This is a genomic window from Enterobacter cloacae complex sp. P18RS (assembly GCF_014982105.1).
Lineage (GTDB): Bacteria > Pseudomonadota > Gammaproteobacteria > Enterobacterales > Enterobacteriaceae > Enterobacter > Enterobacter hormaechei_C.
Genome location: NZ_JADCKV010000022.1, coordinates 50,631 through 66,646, shown reverse-complemented (window position 1 = coordinate 66,646; position 16,016 = coordinate 50,631). Strand labels below are relative to the sequence as shown.

At 56.4% G+C, this 16,016-nt stretch carries 18 protein-coding genes; 13 read left to right on the top strand and 5 right to left on the bottom strand.

The features are described 5' to 3' along the window. Positions 1-66 precede the first annotated feature (66 nt). Entirely contained in the window at positions 67-705 is a 639-nt protein-coding gene (locus INF61_RS17420) for a DUF1007 family protein (protein ID WP_048973745.1), read from the top strand. Next, positions 696-1,676, top strand: a complete 981-nt coding sequence (locus INF61_RS17415) for a nickel/cobalt transporter (RefSeq protein ID WP_045333743.1) — start codon at positions 696-698, stop codon at positions 1,674-1,676. Before INF61_RS17420 ends, INF61_RS17415 begins: the two co-directional genes overlap by 10 nt. Before the next feature lie 46 nt (positions 1,677-1,722). On the opposite strand, the gene INF61_RS17410 is transcribed toward INF61_RS17415, so the two are convergent. The 3 genes from INF61_RS17410 to suhB all read right to left on the bottom strand — a co-directional run bounded on the left by INF61_RS17410 (position 1,723) and on the right by suhB (position 5,401). Then, positions 1,723-2,406, bottom strand: coding sequence for a DUF2931 family protein (locus INF61_RS17410; protein WP_045142488.1), 684 nt, complete (start codon positions 2,404-2,406; stop codon positions 1,723-1,725). Continuing rightward, positions 2,403-4,388, bottom strand: a complete 1,986-nt coding sequence (gene tssD, locus INF61_RS17405) for a type VI secretion system tube protein TssD (RefSeq protein ID WP_193547950.1) — start codon at positions 4,386-4,388, stop codon at positions 2,403-2,405. The genes INF61_RS17410 and tssD overlap by 4 nt, the downstream gene beginning before the upstream one ends. Before the next feature lie 209 nt (positions 4,389-4,597). After that, positions 4,598-5,401, bottom strand: a complete 804-nt coding sequence (gene suhB / locus INF61_RS17400; RefSeq protein ID WP_003860668.1) for an inositol-1-monophosphatase — start codon at positions 5,399-5,401, stop codon at positions 4,598-4,600. 132 nt (positions 5,402-5,533) lie between these two features. Between suhB and trmJ the strand changes: the two genes are divergently transcribed. The 11 genes from trmJ to sseB all read left to right on the top strand — a co-directional run bounded on the left by trmJ (position 5,534) and on the right by sseB (position 14,329). Beyond that, complete coding sequence (gene trmJ / locus INF61_RS17395; RefSeq protein ID WP_015572157.1) at positions 5,534-6,259, top strand: tRNA (cytosine(32)/uridine(32)-2'-O)-methyltransferase TrmJ; 726 nt, start codon at positions 5,534-5,536, stop codon at positions 6,257-6,259. 234 nt (positions 6,260-6,493) lie between these two features. Next, on the top strand, positions 6,494-6,985 hold the full coding sequence (gene iscR, locus INF61_RS17390; protein ID WP_015572158.1) for a Fe-S cluster assembly transcriptional regulator IscR: 492 nt from the start codon (positions 6,494-6,496) through the stop codon (positions 6,983-6,985). A gap of 119 nt (positions 6,986-7,104) precedes the next feature. After that, a complete protein-coding gene (gene iscS, locus INF61_RS17385) occupies positions 7,105-8,319 on the top strand; it encodes a cysteine desulfurase (protein ID WP_003860663.1) in 1,215 nt (404 codons plus the stop codon). Between the two features lie 24 nt (positions 8,320-8,343). After that, positions 8,344-8,730 (top strand): Fe-S cluster assembly scaffold IscU, encoded by a 387-nt coding sequence (gene iscU / locus INF61_RS17380; protein ID WP_003860661.1) that lies wholly within the window; start codon positions 8,344-8,346, stop codon positions 8,728-8,730. 13 nt (positions 8,731-8,743) lie between these two features. Then, positions 8,744-9,067 (top strand): iron-sulfur cluster assembly protein IscA, encoded by a 324-nt coding sequence (iscA, locus tag INF61_RS17375; protein WP_003860659.1) that lies wholly within the window; start codon positions 8,744-8,746, stop codon positions 9,065-9,067. A gap of 76 nt (positions 9,068-9,143) precedes the next feature. After that, positions 9,144-9,659 carry a co-chaperone HscB gene (hscB, locus tag INF61_RS17370; protein ID WP_003860657.1) on the top strand — a complete coding sequence of 172 codons (516 nt, stop codon included), beginning with the start codon at positions 9,144-9,146 and terminating at the stop codon, positions 9,657-9,659. A gap of 14 nt (positions 9,660-9,673) precedes the next feature. Then, positions 9,674-11,524: a Fe-S protein assembly chaperone HscA gene (hscA, locus tag INF61_RS17365; RefSeq protein ID WP_032654486.1), complete on the top strand. Its 1,851-nt coding sequence runs from the start codon at positions 9,674-9,676 to the stop codon at positions 11,522-11,524. A gap of 1 nt (position 11,525) precedes the next feature. Next, a complete protein-coding gene (gene fdx / locus INF61_RS17360) occupies positions 11,526-11,861 on the top strand; it encodes an ISC system 2Fe-2S type ferredoxin (protein ID WP_003860652.1) in 336 nt (111 codons plus the stop codon). Between the two features lies 1 nt (position 11,862). Beyond that, positions 11,863-12,063: a Fe-S cluster assembly protein IscX gene (gene iscX / locus INF61_RS17355; protein WP_003860650.1), complete on the top strand. Its 201-nt coding sequence runs from the start codon at positions 11,863-11,865 to the stop codon at positions 12,061-12,063. Between the two features lie 61 nt (positions 12,064-12,124). Then, positions 12,125-13,411: an aminopeptidase PepB gene (gene pepB, locus INF61_RS17350; protein ID WP_047736714.1), complete on the top strand. Its 1,287-nt coding sequence runs from the start codon at positions 12,125-12,127 to the stop codon at positions 13,409-13,411. Positions 13,412-13,552: 141 nt separating this feature from the next. Next, on the top strand, positions 13,553-14,329 hold the full coding sequence (sseB, locus tag INF61_RS17345; RefSeq protein WP_023325069.1) for an enhanced serine sensitivity protein SseB: 777 nt from the start codon (positions 13,553-13,555) through the stop codon (positions 14,327-14,329). A 17-nt stretch (positions 14,330-14,346) separates the two neighbouring features. On the opposite strand, the gene INF61_RS17340 is transcribed toward sseB, so the two are convergent. Then, positions 14,347-15,117 carry a MurR/RpiR family transcriptional regulator gene (locus INF61_RS17340; protein ID WP_015572161.1) on the bottom strand — a complete coding sequence of 257 codons (771 nt, stop codon included), beginning with the start codon at positions 15,115-15,117 and terminating at the stop codon, positions 14,347-14,349. Continuing rightward, a complete protein-coding gene (sseA, locus tag INF61_RS17335) occupies positions 15,117-15,962 on the bottom strand; it encodes a 3-mercaptopyruvate sulfurtransferase (protein WP_017383536.1) in 846 nt (281 codons plus the stop codon). The genes INF61_RS17340 and sseA overlap by 1 nt, the downstream gene beginning before the upstream one ends. Positions 15,963-16,016 lie beyond the last annotated feature (54 nt).

Sequence of the window (16,016 nt, the reverse complement as noted above, 5' to 3'; positions counted from 1 at the left end):
CGCACCGGCAGGCCTTTCACTCAGGATTGCTGGCGAACATCACAGAATTTTTGACGTGAGGAACAGATGCAAATAGTTAAACAAAGCGCGGTAGCGTTATTTTTGGCGGTTTTCACTTTTGCCGCCGGCGCACATCCTCACAGTTTTATCAGCCTGAAAACCGAACTGGTGACGGACGGCACGCAGCTCAGCGGCCTGAAAATGCGCTGGACGATGGATGAAATCACCTCCGCCGACCTGCTGTACGATGCCGGAAACGCAAAGCCCGGCGATGAGATCTGGAAAAAGCTGGCGGCGGAAGTGATGGCCAACGTGCTGGGTCAGCACTACTTCACCGAGTTCTGGCACAACGGACAAAAGGTGAAATTTCTCAACCGTCCCACGGTGTACGGTATGACCCGCGACGGACATCAGGCGGTGCTGACCTTTATCCTTCCGCTGGCGCACCCTCAACCGCTGGCCGGGCAGAAGTACAGGTTTTCCACGTTTGACCCAACCTACTATGTCGATATGCGCTATGACAATGACAGCGACGTACGGCTGCCGGACGCGCTACAAAAAAGCTGCAAAATTGCCGTGCACACCCCGAAACCCAGCGAAGAGATGCTGAACTTTGCCGTTTCTCTTGATAAAGAGGATGCGCCCCCCGAAGACATGGAGTTAGGTAAACAGTTTGCGCAGGAGGTGACGTTACAATGTCAGTGATCTCCTCTCCCGTCAGTAAGCCGCGTCGCTGGCTGCACCTCTGGCCTCTGGCGCTCTTTTTGTTGTTAGCGGTTGGCGGCGCGCTCTGGCTGTGGCAGGCATGGCCGCAGGTGATGATGAAAAGCATCCTCTGGCAGCGGGAAGTTAATCAGCAGATGAGCGGTCTGCTGAAAGCGGTGGCGGAAAATCCGACCAAAGCGGGCGGCGCTCTTCTGGCGTTCAGCTTTATCTATGGCGTGCTGCATGCCCTGGGACCGGGGCACGGCAAAATCGTCATCACGACCTGGCTTGCCACGCATCCGTCGAAGCTGAAATCGAGTATCGGCCTGACGCTGGCTTCTTCTTTACTTCAGGGCGGAGTGGCGATTGCGCTGGTCGTGGTCGTCCTTTCGCTGCTACAACTGCCGGCCCGCCAGCTGCATATGAGCAGCTTCTGGCTGGAGAAGGGGAGTTACGCGCTGGTAGGCGTGCTGGGGCTGATCCTCTGCTGGCGGGCGCTGAAAAAATTGCGCGCGTTGCTGCGAAAACCAAAATTCAAATCCTTTACACCGCATCACGTTCACCATGAAAACTGCGGGTGCGGGCATCAGCATCTGCCGACGCAGGAACAATTACAGAACAGTGAGGACTGGCGTGCGCGCCTGATGATTGTTCTCTCAATGGGGATGCGTCCATGCTCGGGCGCAATCATGGTGCTGTTGTTCAGCAAAGTGACAGGCGTATTTGGCTGGGGCATGCTCTCGGCGCTGGCGATGGCGGCGGGAACGTCTCTGACGATCTCTTCGTTAGCCCTGCTGGTGCACAGCTTCCGTCAGCTGGCGGTAAAACTCAGCGGCAATAAAACGCCGGTATTGTGGCGACAGGTTGGCTGGACGACTCTGGCGCTGGCGGGCGGGGTGATTCTGCTGGTGGCTGCGGTGACAATGTGGATGAGCGCGGTGCCGGTGGGAAGGGGGGTGCGGCCGTTTTAGCGACGTACGGTCTGATCCCCCATAACCACGAGTCTGTCGCTTCTTGTTAATCCCAGTTACCGTAGGGGTAGGTTTTGCCTTTGATGAAATCCTGCGTTGACTGGATGACGTTAAACGTACCGCCGGGAACGACGTAGCCTTTGCACAGGGTAAGGTCCTTGCCGGAGCGGGTCGTCAGTTTCAGCGGTTTGACGGGCAGGCTGGGGCGTCCGGCGACATCTGAAAACCAGATTTTGACTTTTCCTCCGGGGGAGAGGCCAAATACCATTCTGTTGTACCAGACAGTTCTGCCCGTGGGACTGATATGATCGGCAGGTGTTTTCATTCGCAGCCAGGTGTCCGGGCCGAAGACGGCGCTGGTTTCGTAGGTTTGCTGGTCAATATAGGATTCCCAGCAGAAGACAATATACTGCGGGGGGGCTTTGACTTTGTTAAATTGACCGCCAAAGCCATGTGCATTCTCAGGCCATCTATCAACAGAGCCAGGATCTCTGGACGTCGGATCAAGAGTATTGAACGTATACAGATAACCATCCGTGTCGATGACTCTGGCGTGATTTACCATAGACGGTAATTCTCTGGGTGTGATAAATAAAAAAAACCACTTGTCATAGGGAAGCGTCCAGTCACCGCTGGCGGCCTGTTTTGACTGTAAAGGGTGAGATTTTTGTGGGCTGCAGCCTGCAGCCGTAAGCAGCAGGGCAAGCGCCAGCACGTTGCGTTTTTTCATCGTTTGGTTCCATCCATGTTGTAAATCGTTCTGCTCCAGTTCTCATCCGGCCGGTTGACAAAGCCGACGGTTTCGGACGCTGAGGCACCACCCTGTAATTCACCGGACTTTTTGAGTTCAACAGCGTTCCAGTGGGCTGAGCAGTGGATATATTTCCGGGCAATTATGTCCACTTCATCAGGTGTAAAGCCGGTTACGCTTCTTTGCTGACGGGCCGCTTTTCCCATTTCTCGGGCGCGGTCAGACAACGGCTTTAGCTCATCAGGTAAGCCGTGCGTTTTGTTGCCATCTACGTCAGCAAATAACGCCCCAGCCTCTACCGCTGCATCAACCATGAGCCGCAGCGCCACTTTCGACCAGTCAAAAAAGACCGTCCGGTGGCGCAGCGTCAGAGCGGAAAAGGTCCGTTTCTGCGGCTGGCTGTAGTGGTCCGGCGGGGCAAAATCGTCTTCCCATACGTCCGGGGTGATGGCACTGGTACGAATGATGGGCATGATGGCCGGTGAATGCTCCAGCGCGCGTAGCTGCGCCATCGTTTGCTGGTAAGCGTGCGACTGCGCGCCTGGCTGGTTGTGAGGCAGGGTTTCCACCAGTGGACGGGTGAGAAAAAGGTCTTCCCGCAGCTGGGGCAGATAGCCGCCGCCGATATCAGAATGAGCGCCGGGAAGTATGAGTTCCGGCCAGGCGGGAGCAACGCTGTTGAGGGCAAAGTTATAGCGGCATTCGTGCTGGGCGGTGATGTGGAATACTTTTTCCGCCACGCCGGGACGCAGGCGTATGTCGACATTGCCGGTATCGGCGCTGTGTGGATTGAGACCGTTCGCCAGCGTGCCGACGGCCGCCACGGTGTCCATGATACCGAGAAAACGGTTTCTGCCTGCCGGAGCACCATGGTAGCTAATTTTACCCATACCCGCTGAAATGGCGCTGATAATGGATTGGTCTTCCGCCTGGACACGGTTGGCGAAGTGGCGAGCCGCCGCAGCGCCGCGGCTGAAGCCGAAGATATCAAATCGCAATTTGTCGACGATAAACTTCCCTTTCAGTAAACCAAGCGCTGCATCTATGGTTGTCGCCAACTGCGCTACCGCATCGTCAGTTTTGGCAATAATACCAGTCTCTGCTGTACCTAACCCAAGCCCTATCGGATTATCGGGTTCTCCAGCTCGAGTTCCAATGCCTTCGACATAAACAGTATTTTGAATGTAACTACTCTCTGGGGGAAAAGTTATTACATACAGTTCATTCAACCAGTGAATATTCGTGTAATACCCCAGATAGCTGCCCGCCCCGATCCCACTAATCCCCATCTTTTCCGATGCATTTCTGGCGAGAATGGTTACCGCATCCGGGCTGTTAATATCAAAGTGCTGCGCCGTAAGGGCCTCAAGCATGTTCCGGGTGTTTACCGCGTTATTACCGGTGCCATCAAAGAATATCCCCAGCACCAATGTCACTCTCCGTTCAGGCTGCTCTTCGGGGAGGATAGTCTTCTGCACCACCGGAAAAAGACGGCTGTAATTTTCAGGCGTCAGCAGATAATCAAATTCGGTACCGGCAATAAGATGGCGACTCAGAATATAATCATAATCCACCGAGATATATTCATAGTCCATATCATTCATTTTTGAATGCAGCTGAATGGACCGTATTGATGCACCACGTAATTCGATAAGATAATACTTCTCCATTTGACCGTATCGATTAGTGCGGTAAATATCAAAGGTAAGCTTAAGACGTTCATTATTATTAATAGCATTACTGATTAACGGAGAGCTTTTATTCAGGAGCTTACAGAATTGTAGTCCGCGATGATGAAGCCGGCCACCGGTACCGCCCGCTTCCTGCATCAGGCTGAAAACAAAGATTTCATCTTCATGCCCCAGCTGATAGCGGTTGCCGACTGAAGCCTGAGAACCACAGCCAGCAGAAATCTTTCCCTGAATATTGCCCTCAAGCGTTAAATAAATAAGGTTGCTCATTTATTTTTCCTGAGTGAGGTGTTTAGTTAAGAAGTATCGTAATGATAAAAACGAAAAGGCAATCTGCTATAAATCAAATTACAGAGTAAATACTGATGATTATTTAGGCGTAACAGGAACGACTAATAAAAAATCCCCGATGATGAATATCGGGGATTTATAAAAACAGACAGCATTGGGGAAATAACCGCTGAGTGCAGTTACCGGGATTAACGCTTCAGCGCATCGCTCAGTTCATCACGCATGTTTGCCAGCATGGCTTTAACAACGCGCGGGTTACCTGCAACGATGTTGCCGGTAGACATATAGTTATGGCCGCCGGTGAAGTCGCAAACAATCGCGCCTGCTTCACGAGCGATCAGCTCGCCCGCCGCGAAGTCCCACGGCTTCAGAGACAGCTCAAAGTAACCGTCAACGCGGCCGGTCGCGACGTAGGCCAGATCCAGTGCAGCAGAGCCGGTGCGACGGAAGTCCGCGCATTCGGTGAACAGCTTGCCCAGGATATTCATATAAGTGGTTGCGTGCTGCTTCGCCTTGAACGGGAAGCCGGTCGCCAGAATCGTGCCGTCCAGATCGCGTGCATTGCTGCAACGCAGACGGTAGCCGTTCAGCTGCGCGCCCTGACCGCGGGTCGCGGTGAACAGTTCGTTACGCATTGGATCGTAAACAACGGCGACTTCAGTACGGCCTTTGATGCGTACTGCGATAGACACAGAGAAGTGTGGCAGGCGTTTGACGAAGTTGGTGGTGCCATCCAGTGGATCGATAACCCATTGAACATCCTGATCGGTACCTTCATGTTCACCGCTTTCTTCGGTGATGATGGTGTGCTGTGGGTAAGATTTGCGGATCGTTTCGATAATAATCGCTTCTGCGGCTTTATCGACGTTCGTCACGAAATCATTGCTGCCTTTCTGGCTGGTTTCTACGGAGTCTGGGGTTTCGTAGTGTTTGGCAATTACATTACCCGCCTTGCGCGCTGCGCGCACGGCGATGGTCAGCATCGGATGCATCGGTCTCTCTCACTGGATGTTAAAGAACAGGAAAATCGGCGCAGAGTATAGCAGCGGGATCGGATTATGTCTCTCGTTTATGATAATATGCCCGAATATTCTTCAGACACTGAATCCAGACATCTAAAAATTATGCTGCAAAACATTCGAATCGTGCTGGTCGAAACATCGCACACCGGCAACATGGGCTCTGTGGCCCGCGCTATGAAAACCATGGGCTTAACGAACCTGTGGCTGGTGAATCCGCTGGTGAAACCAGACTCTCAGGCTATTGCTCTGGCAGCCGGCGCCAGCGACGTGATCGGGAATGCGCAGATCGTGGACACCCTTGATGAAGCTCTGGCCGGTTGCAGCCTGGTGGTGGGGACCAGCGCGCGCTCCCGTACGCTGCCCTGGCCGATGCTGGACCCGCGCGAATGCGGCCTGAAAAGCATCTCAGAAGCGGAACAGGCGCCGGTTGCGCTGGTGTTTGGCCGTGAACGCGTTGGCCTGACCAACGAGGAATTACAGAAGTGTCACTATCATGTGGCGATTGCCGCCAACCCGGAATACAGCTCGCTGAATCTGGCGATGGCGGTGCAGGTGATCGCCTACGAAGTGCGCATGGCATGGCTGGCGACGCAGGAGAAACCGGTGGAACCTAAAGAAGAGACGGCCTACCCGCTGGTGGACGACCTCGAGCGCTTCTACGGTCATCTGGAGCAGACGCTGCTCTCAACCGGCTTTATCCGTGAAGGCCACCCGGGTCAGGTGATGAACAAGCTGCGCCGTATGTTCACCCGCGCGCGTCCGGAAAGCCAGGAGCTGAACATCCTGCGCGGGATTCTGGCGTCGATTGAGCAGAAGAATAAAGAGTAGTGCAGTGTGTTCGCCGGGTGGCGCTGCGCTTACCCGGCCTACAAAGCCCGTAGGCCCGTGCAAGCGCAGCGCCGCCGGGCAAAATACGGCACAGAAGGTTAAATACCTGACTAAAACAGTCAAGTAAATAGTTGACCAATTTAGTCAGGAATGTCAGACTTGGCCCTGCTATGCAATACCCCCATTTTACAATAAAAAACCCCGGGCAGGGGCGAGTTTGAGGTTAAGTAAGACATGAGACTGACATCTAAAGGGCGTTATGCCGTGACCGCGATGCTGGACGTTGCGCTCAACTCCGAAGCGGGCCCGGTTCCGTTGGCTGATATTTCTGAACGACAAGGGATCTCCCTCTCTTACCTGGAACAGCTGTTCTCCAGACTGCGTAAAAACGGACTGGTGTCCAGCGTTCGTGGCCCGGGCGGCGGTTATCTGCTGGGTAAAGACGCAGGCAGTATTGCGGTTGGCGAAGTGATTAGCGCGGTTGACGAATCCGTTGACGCGACCCGTTGCCAGGGTAAAGGCGGCTGCCAGGGCGGCGATAAGTGCCTGACCCACGCGCTGTGGCGCGATCTGAGCGACCGTCTGACCGGCTTCCTGAACAACATCACCCTGGGTGAACTGGTGAATAACCAGGAAGTTCTGGACGTGTCGGGTCGTCAGCAAAGCCATGAATCACAGCGCAGCACCCGTTCGCAGGACGCAATCGACGTTAAACTGCGCGCGTAATAAAAAGATAAGTATTTCAGAATCAGGCCGGGGCGTTAGCTCGCCCCGTGTACTCGGTCGTACATCCAGCCGGTTGCCTGATTCCTTGCATTGAAGCGATGTACGGAGTTTATAGAGCAATGAAATTACCGATTTATCTCGATTACTCCGCAACCACGCCGGTGGACCCGCGTGTTGCCGAGAAAATGATGCAGTGTCTGACCCTGGACGGAAACTTTGGTAACCCAGCTTCCCGTTCTCACCGTTTTGGCTGGCATGCTGAAGAGGCGGTTGATATCGCCCGTAATCAGATTGCTGACCTGGTTGGTGCCGATCCGCGTGAAATTGTTTTCACCTCCGGCGCGACCGAATCCGACAACCTGGCGATCAAAGGTGCAGCCAACTTTTATCAGAAAAAAGGCAAGCACATCATCACCAGCAAAACCGAACACAAAGCCGTGCTGGACACCTGCCGTCAGCTGGAGCGTGAAGGGTTCGAAGTGACTTACCTGGCGCCGCAGAGCAACGGGATCATCGACCTGAAAGAGCTCGAAGCGGCCATGCGCGATGACACCATCCTGGTTTCCATCATGCACGTTAACAACGAAATCGGCGTTGTGCAGGACATCGCAACCATCGGCGAAATGTGCCGTGCGCGCGGCATCATCTACCACGTGGATGCGACCCAGAGCGTGGGCAAACTGCCTATCGACCTGAGCCAGCTGAAAGTGGACCTGATGTCCTTCTCCGGTCACAAAATCTATGGTCCGAAAGGTATCGGCGCGCTGTACGTTCGTCGTAAGCCACGTATCCGCATCGAAGCACAGATGCACGGCGGTGGTCACGAGCGCGGCATGCGTTCCGGTACGCTGCCTGTTCACCAGATCGTGGGCATGGGCGAAGCGTATCGCATCGCGAAAGAAGAGATGGAAACCGAGATGGCACGCCTGCGTACGCTGCGTAACCGTCTGTGGGACGGCGTGAAAGATATGGAAGAAGTGTATCTGAACGGCGATCTCGAGCAGGGCGCGCCAAACATCCTCAACGTCAGCTTCAACTATGTTGAAGGTGAATCGCTGATCATGGCGCTGAAAGACCTGGCCGTTTCTTCCGGTTCTGCCTGTACGTCTGCAAGCCTGGAGCCATCCTACGTGCTGCGCGCGCTGGGTATGACTGACGAGCTGGCACACAGCTCTATCCGTTTCTCTTTAGGTCGTTTTACTACCGAAGAAGAGATTGACTACACCATCAAACTGGTTCGTAACTCCATTGGCCGTCTGCGCGACCTTTCTCCACTGTGGGAAATGTTCAAGCAGGGCGTGGATCTGAACAGCATTGAATGGTCACATCACTAATCGGTACATAAGGAGAATTCAATCATGGCATACAGCGAAAAAGTTATCGATCATTACGAGAACCCGCGCAACGTTGGCTCTTTTGACAACAGCGATGAATCTGTCGGTAGCGGTATGGTTGGCGCGCCAGCGTGTGGCGACGTGATGAAGTTGCAGATTAAAGTCAACAATGAAGGTATCATTGAAGACGCGCGCTTCAAGACCTACGGCTGCGGTTCAGCTATCGCGTCCAGCTCCCTGGTCACCGAATGGGTGAAGGGCAAGTCTCTGGACGAAGCACAGGCAATCAAGAACACGGATATTGCTGAAGAACTCGAACTGCCGCCGGTGAAAATTCACTGCTCAATTCTGGCAGAAGACGCGATCAAAGCCGCCATTGCGGATTACAAAAGCAAACGTGAAGCAAAATAATTGAGGTTTGAGTATGTCGATTACCCTTAGCGACAGCGCTGCCGCGCGAGTAAGCTCTTTTCTGGCGAACCGTGGTAAAGGCTTTGGCCTGCGACTGGGCGTACGTACCTCCGGCTGTTCTGGTATGGCTTACGTACTGGAGTTTGTTGACGAACCGGCGTCTGATGACACCGTGTTTGAAGACAAGGGCGTGAAGGTGGTGGTCGATGGCAAAAGCCTGCAATTCCTCAACGGCACTCAGCTGGACTTCGTAAAAGAAGGCCTGAACGAAGGGTTCAAATTCACGAATCCGAACGTCAAAGACGAGTGTGGTTGCGGCGAAAGCTTCCACGTTTAACCGCGCGTCATCCGAAACCCCACCGTGGCTTTGCTACGCGTGGGGTTTGTTCTAACAGGCTACCCCTGAGATTGTTATGGATTACTTCACTCTCTTCGGACTACCCGCTCAATACCCGATCGATCTCCAGGCGCTGACGGTCCGTTTTCAGGATCTCCAACGTCAGTACCATCCGGATAAATTCGCCAGCGGGACGCAGGCAGAGCAGCTGGCTGCGGTGTCACACTCCGCAACCATCAACCAGGCCTGGCAAACGCTGCGTCATCCGCTGGCGCGTGCAGAATATCTGCTCTCGCTCCACGGTTTCGATCTGGCGAGCGAACAGCATACCGTGCGCGACACCGCCTTTCTGATGGAACAGCTGGAGCTGCGCGAAGAGCTGGATGAAATTGAACAGGCTAAAGACGAAGCGCGCCTGGAAAGCTTTATCACGCGCGTAAAGGGCATGTTCGATACCCGCCATCAGCAGATGGTGGAGCAACTGAACAACGAGACCTGGGACGTGGCGGCAGACACTGTGCGCAAACTCCGTTTTCTCGATAAACTGCGAAGCAGTGCTGAACAACTCGAAGAAAAGCTGCTCGATTTTTAATTTCGGAAGCAATTATGGCCTTATTACAAATTAGTGAGCCTGGCTTAAGCGCCGCACCGCACCAGCGTCGTCTGGCGGTCGGTATTGATCTGGGCACCACCAATTCTCTCGTGGCGACCGTGCGTAGCGGCCAGGCGGAAACGCTGGCTGACGAGCAGGGGCGCCATCTGCTGCCTTCCGTGGTCCACTACCAGCAGCAGGGTCACGCGGTCGGGTTTGATGCCCGCACCAACGCCGCGCGCGATCCGGCCAATACCATCAGCTCGGTTAAGCGCATGATGGGCCGCTCGCTGGCTGATATCCAGACCCGTTACCCGCATCTGCCGTATCAGCTACAGGCCAGCGAAAACGGCCTGCCGATGATCGCGACGTCTGCCGGTCTGCTGAACCCGATTCGCGTTTCTGCTGACATCCTCAAAGCGCTGGCGGCGCGCGCCACGGCGACACTCGGCGGCGATCTCGACGGCGTGGTAATCACCGTTCCGGCCTACTTCGACGATGCACAGCGTCAGGGCACCAAAGACGCTGCGCGTCTGGCGGGCCTGCATGTGCTGCGTCTGCTGAACGAACCGACGGCGGCGGCCATTGCCTACGGCCTCGATTCCGGTCAGGAAGGGGTGATTGCGGTTTACGATCTCGGCGGCGGGACGTTTGATATTTCAATCCTGCGCCTGAGCCGCGGCGTGTTCGAAGTGCTGGCGACCGGCGGGGATTCCGCGCTCGGCGGCGATGACTTCGACCATCTGCTGGCAGACTACATCCGCGAGCAGGCGGGCATCAGCGATCGCAGCGATGCGCGCGTACAGCGTGAACTGCTGGATGCGGCCATCGACGCCAAAATCGCCCTGAGCGACGCGCAATCGGTCACGGTTAACGTTGCGGGCTGGCAGGGTGAGATCACCCGCAATCAGTTCAGCGAACTGATCGCGCCTCTGGTTAAGCGTACCCTGCTGGCCTGCCGTCGCGCATTGAAAGATGCGGGCGTGGAGGCCAGCGAGGTGCTGGAAGTGGTCATGGTTGGCGGCTCAACCCGCGTGCCGCTGGTGCGCGAGCGCGTGGGCGAATTCTTTGGCCGCACGCCGCTGACCTCTATCGACCCGGACAAAGTGGTTGCCGTGGGCGCCGCTATCCAGGCCGATATCCTGGTCGGCAACAAGCCGGACAGCGAAATGCTGCTGCTGGACGTCATCCCGCTGTCTCTGGGTTTAGAAACCATGGGCGGCCTGGTGGAGAAAGTCATTCCGCGTAACACCACCATTCCGGTGGCGCGCGCGCAGGAGTTTACTACCTTCAAAGACGGCCAGACCGCGATGTCCATCCACGTGATGCAGGGCGAGCGCGAGCTGGTGCAGGACTGCCGCTCTCTGGCGCGCTTTGCGCTGCGCGGAATTCCGGCGCTGCCGGCGGGCGGGGCGCATATTCGCGTTACCTTCCAGGTGGATGCGGACGGCCTGCTGAGCGTCACGGCGATGGAAAAATCGACCGGCGTGGAATCGTCCATCCAGGTGAAGCCGTCCTACGGCCTGACCGATGGCGAAATCGCCTCCATGATTCAGGACTCAATGAGCTACGCCGAGCAGGATGTGAAGGCGCGTATGCTGGCCGAACAAAAAGTGGAAGCCGCACGCGTGCTGGAAAGCCTGAACGGCGCGCTCGCTGCCGATGCCGCGCTGTTAAGCGCCGCTGAGCGCCAGGTGATTGACGATGCTGCCGCGCGCTTAAGCGCAGTCGCCGAAGGCAATGACGCTGACGCAATAGAAGAAGCCATTAAAAACGTTGATAAACAAACCCAGGACTTCGCTGCTCGCCGCATGGACAAATCTGTCCGCGTCGCGCTGAAAGGCCAGTCCGTGGACGAGGTTTAATATGCCAAAGATTGTAATTTTGCCTCATGCGGACCTCTGTCCGGATGGCGCTGTTCTGGAAGCGAAGACCGGTGAAACCATTCTCGATGTAGCCCTGCGTGCAGGTATCGAAGTGGAACACGCCTGTGAAAAATCCTGTGCCTGCACAACGTGCCACTGCATCGTGCGTGAAGGTTTCGACTCTCTTGCAGAGAGCACCGAAGACGAAGACGACATGCTGGACAAAGCATGGGGTCTGGAGCCCGACAGCCGCTTAAGCTGCCAGGCTGCGGTGACCGATGAAGATCTGGTCGTGGAGTTCCCACGTTACACCATCAACCACGCACGCGAGCATTGATATGGGACTGAAGTGGACAGACAGCCGTGAAATCGGCGAGGCGCTCTACGACGCGAACCCGGATCTCGATCCGAAGACCGTACGATTCACCGATATGCATCAGTGGATTTGCGATCTGGAAGATTTTGACGACGATCCAAACGCATCCAATGAAAAAATTCTGGAGGCGATTCTGTTAGTCTGGTTAGATGAAGCAGAATAGATAACATAAACGGGCTGCCTTCAGGCGGCCCGTTTGCTAGTTGCTAATAAGGATAAATAAAATGACCGAAGCGATGAAGATTACGCTCTCCACGCAGCCAGCCGACGCACGCTGGGGCGAAAAAGCCACCTACAGCATCAACAACGACGGTATTACCCTGCACCTGACGGGCAATGATGATTTGGGCCTGATCCAGCGCGCCGCGCGTAAAATTGACGGCCTTGGCATTAAGCATGTGTCGCTGGAAGGCGAAGGCTGGGACACCGACCGCAGCTGGGCGTTCTGGGCAGGCTACAAAGGGCCGAAAGGCACCCGCAAAATCGAGTGGGCGAACCTCGACGAAGCCGGTCAGAAAGAGCTGGAAAGCCGCCTGCAAATCATCGACTGGGTGCGCGACACCATCAACGCCCCGGCGGAAGAGTTAGGCCCTGAGCAGCTGGCGCAGCGCGCCGTCGACCTGCTGTGCGGCGTGGCGGGCGACAAGATGTCTTACCGCATCACCAAAGGTGAAGACCTGCGCGAGCAGAACTACATGGGCATCCACACCGTGGGCCGTGGCTCCGAGCGTCCTCCGGTCCTGCTGGCGCTGGATTACAACCCAACCGGCGATAAAGAAGCGCCGGTCTTTGCCTGTCTGGTCGGAAAAGGCATCACTTTCGACACCGGCGGCTACAGCCTGAAGCAGAGCGCGTTCATGGATTCCATGAAGTCCGACATGGGCGGTGCGGCCACCATTACCGGCGCGCTGGCGTTCGCCATCACCCGCGGCCTGAACAAGCGCGTGAAGCTCTACCTGTGCTGCGCGGACAACATGGTGAGCGGCAACGCCTTCAAGCTGGGCGACATCATTCGCTACCGCAACGGTAAAAACGTTGAGGTGATGAACACCGACGCCGAAGGCCGTCTGGTGCTGGCCGATGGCCTGATCGACGCCTCTGCGCAGAAGCCGGAGCTGATTATCGACATGGCAACCCTGACCGGCGCGGCGAAAACGGCGCTGGGTAACGACTATCACGCCCTGTTCAGCTTCGACGACAAGCTGGCCGCTCGCCTGCTGGCCAGCGCGGCGGCGGAAAACGAACCGTTCTGGCGTCTGCCGCTGGCCGAGTTCCACCGTAGCCAGCTGCCGTCTAACTTCGCCGAGCTGAACAACACCGCGAGCGCAGCGTACCCGGCGGGGGCAAGCACCGCAGCAGGCTTCCTGTCTCACTTCGTTGAGAACTACCATGAAGGCTGGCTGCACATTGACTGCTCCGCAACCTACCGTAAAGCGGCGGTTGAGCAGTGGTCTGCGGGTGCGACCGGTCTGGGCGTGCGTACCGTGGCGAACCTGCTGACGGCTGAGTGATCTTTTTTGCCGGGTAGCGCTACGCTTACGCGCGCCTTCGGAGTCATCATATTGCCCGGCGGCGCTGCGCTTGCACGGGCCTACGGTTTTGTAGGCCGGGTCAGCGAAGCGCCACCCGGCGTTTTTTGAAGTAGCCAAACTATGTCAGAAACCAAAAACGAATTAGAAACCCTGCTGGAGCAGGCGGCGACCGAACCCGCCCACCGTCCGGCCTTTTTCCGCACGCTGCTGGAATCCACCGTCTGGGTGCCGGGCACCGCGGCGGAAGGGGAGCAGGTTGTCGAAGACAGCGCGCTGGATCTGCTGCACTGGGAGAAAGACGACGGCACCTCGGTGATCCCGTTCTTTACTTCGCTCGAGGCCTTGCAGGAAGCGGTAGAAGACGAACAGGCGTTCGTGGTGATGCCGGTGCGCACGTTGTTCGAAATGACCCTGGGGCAGACGCTGTTCCTCAACGCCAAACTGCCGACCGGGAAAGAGTTTACTCCGCGCGAAATCAGCCACCTGATTGGTGACGAGGGCAACCCGCTCAGCACTCAGGAGGTGCTGGAAGGGGGCGAAACGCTGCTGCTGTCTGAAGTGGCCGAGCCGCCCGCGCAGATGATTGACTCCCTGACCACGCTGTTTAAAACCATCAAGCCGGTAAAACGCGCGTTTCTCTGCTCCATCAAAGAGAGCGCTGACGAAAAGCCTGTTCTGCTGATAGGGATTGAGGCCGACGGCGATATCGACGAGATCATCCAGGCAGCGGGAAGCGTGGCAACCGACACCCTGCCGGGCGATGAGCCGATTGATATCTGTCAGGTGAAGAAAGGTGAGAAGGGGATCAGCCACTTTATTACCGAGCACATCACCCCGTTCTACGAGCGTCGCTGGGGCGGCTTCCTGCGCGATCTCAAGACCAACCGCATTATCTGATTACGGCGGGGTGACCTTCACCCCGTTGCTTCCAGCAGCAGTAAATCCATCAGCAGCACCAGATTCGACTCAAACGACGTTACCCCTGCGGCTTCGGCGGCGAAATGTACCGCTTCGTCATAGAGGGCAAAATGCACGTCCGCCATGCCTGCCAGCGTATTGGCCGACGCGCGGGTAAAGGCGACGATCGTCATGCCGACGTTTTTGGCGATCCGCGCTTTATCCAGTACCTGCTCCGTTTCGCCGCTGCGTGAAACGGCAATAAACACCTGATAGCGCGCGGCGTTGCTGAGAAAAATATTCCGGCTGTCTCCCGGCCCGGAGATGAACGCCGTTTTTCCCAGCACCTGCAACTTCTTGGTCAGGTACTCGGCAAAAAGGTACGAAAACCCGGCGCCGTAGAGAAAGAAGCTCTCTTTCTGGCGCAGCAGGCTGGCAAACTGCTGGCGTTTGTCCTGAGTGACCCACTGGAAGGTCTGCTGATAGTTGGCAACGAACCGGGTAAAAAGCGCGGGCATTTCCGCATGTTGCTCAGGCTGTACGGTGATATGCGGCGTGTCAGAAAGCAGCTGCTTGCAGTGCCAGATAAACTCGCTAAAGCCGCTAAACCCCAGCTTCTGACACAGCCGCATAATCGTCGCGGTAGAGACAAATGTCGCCTGCGCCAGCTCGCGCACCGTGATGTTGCCCACCAGCAATGGATGCTCAGTGAGGTGGGCGAGGACGCGATACTCCGCGCGGGTCAGCGACGATCCGCGCGTTAACAGCGTTGCCAGGCGGTTATCCATTATTTCGCCGGTTCAACCGGCAGATCGTCCCGTGCACCCCATTCACTCCAGGCGCCGTCGTACAGAGTCACGTCATTCGCGCCAAGGGTTGCCAGCGCCAGGATCACCACGCAGGCCGTCACGCCAGAGCCGCAGCTGGCAATAACCGGACGATGCAAATCCACGCCCTGACGTTCAAAAATGGCACGCAATTCATCGGTGGTTTTCAGCTCGCCTTCAAACACCAGATCGCCCCACGGTACGTTCAGCGCCCCCGGGATATGTCCGCGTTTCAGTCCCGGACGCGGCTCGTCCGCTTCTGCGTTGAAACGTGGAGCGGGACGCGCATCGACGATTTGTGCCGTGTTTTCGTGGCTCACGACCAGCACGTCGGTCAGGCGCTTGACCACGTTAGCGTCAAACGTGGCATCAAATTCCCCTTCCGGCAGCGTGACGTCACCCTGCTGAAGCGGTAGTTCGTCGCGCTTCCAGCCTGCAAGTCCGCCCGCCAGAATCGATACCTTTTCCACGCCGAAGTTTTTCAGCATCCACCACGCTCGCGGCGCGGAAAACAGATTACCTTCATCGTAAACAACAAGATGTTTATCTTTGCTGATGCCCAGCTCGCGCATCGCCACGGAAAACGCTTCCGGGCGAGGCAGCATGTGCGGCAGGGGAGAGGTGTGATCGGAGAGGGCTTCGATATCAAAAAATACCGCGCCAGGCAGGTGCCCTGCACGGTATTCAGCGGGAACGTCACGATGCTCCTGGCCCGGAGGGGCCATGCGCGCGTCGATAATCTGAACTTCCGGGTCGTCGCCGTGCTCAATCAGCCAGTCGGCAGCGACAAAATATGAGGTGGACATGGTTGCCTCCATTCTTTTCCGTAAAAAAGGATTGTCGGTGTTTTTTCTGACACC